General features: G+C 45.8%; 2 protein-coding genes. Both read right to left on the bottom strand.

Annotated elements, in window-relative coordinates; genetic code table 11:
* Nucleotides 1-137: 137 nt before the first annotated feature.
* Nucleotides 138-713 (bottom strand): cytochrome c oxidase assembly protein, encoded by a 576-nt coding sequence (locus A3739_RS04495; protein ID WP_068483340.1) that lies wholly within the window; start codon nt 711-713, stop codon nt 138-140.
* A 19-nt stretch (nt 714-732) separates the two neighbouring features.
* Nucleotides 733-1,160, bottom strand: a 428-nt coding sequence (locus A3739_RS04490; protein ID WP_197472046.1) for a cbb3-type cytochrome c oxidase subunit I, incomplete at its 5' end; no start/stop codon positions are given.

Raw genomic sequence — 1,160 nt, 5'->3', positions numbered from 1 at the left:
CGTTAAGAAAAGTCCTACTGTTGCAACAATAGGCCAGCGACTCTGCGCTGGAACGTAATAGCTTGTTTCTGCACTCATTCTTAGACTCCTTATCTCATAAAGACGCGCTTAACCGCTCGCGGACGTCTGATAAATTTTTATAGTGCTGCTTGTGTTGTTGTTTCTTCTAATTCTTCTGGGTCGAGCGTCTCTGTTTGATCAAATAAGGTGTAAGACAAAGTCAATGTACCTAAATGATCGGGCAAGGCCTCGTCGACGACGAAACGTAAAGGCATCAAAACTTCTTCGCCTGCTTTGAGTAATTGTCGTGTAAAACAAAAACACTCGGTTTTATGAAAATAGTCTGTTCCCTCGGACGGGGACAAGCTCGGAACAGCTTGAGCAACCATTGGATTAGATGTTGGGTTTCTTGCATAGAAATCGACTTCTATGATTTCACCTGGATGCACCTCAACTTGATAATCCACGGGCTTAAACTCCCACGGCATACTCTCGTTGTTTTGAGTAATGAACTGCACACGCACCTGACGCGATTCGTCCCTCTCTTGAGCTTGAGCTTTCGCTTCCGAATAAGGACCAGACGTTTTTCCGTTCAATCCTGTAATGTCACAGAACACGTCATACAAAGGAACCAAGGCAAAACCAAAACCAAACATCGCGACAACCGCGAATACGGACTTCACTACTGTTCTTTTTGTATTTTGATTTTGCATATGAAGGCTCCCTAATGACTTACTTCACCTCAGGTGGAGTTGAGAAAGTGTGGTATGGCGCTGGTGACGGCACTGTCCACTCTAGCCCCTCAGCCCCTTCCCATACTTGATCCGTTGCAGGTTCACCACTGCGGATGGCTTTAATCACCAAATACAAGAACAGCAACTGCGTCGCCCCGAAAATAAATGCGCCAACAGAAGAGATACTATTAAAGTCAGCAAACTGAAGTGCATAATCGGGAATACGTCGAGGCATACCAGCGAGCCCAAGGAAGTGCATCGGGAAGAACGCCAAGTTCATACCAATAAACGACAACCAAAAATGTGCTTTAGCGAGTGGCTCGCTATACATACGCCCACACCATTTAGGAAGCCAATAGTAGACTGCGGCAAATATCCCAAAGATTGCCCCGGGAACTAACACATAATGGAAATGCGCGACCACAA

Source organism: Oleiphilus sp. HI0067, from assembly GCF_001635735.1.
Note: the sequence above shows the minus strand (reverse complement) of the source record. Positions and strands in the feature narration are given on the sequence as shown.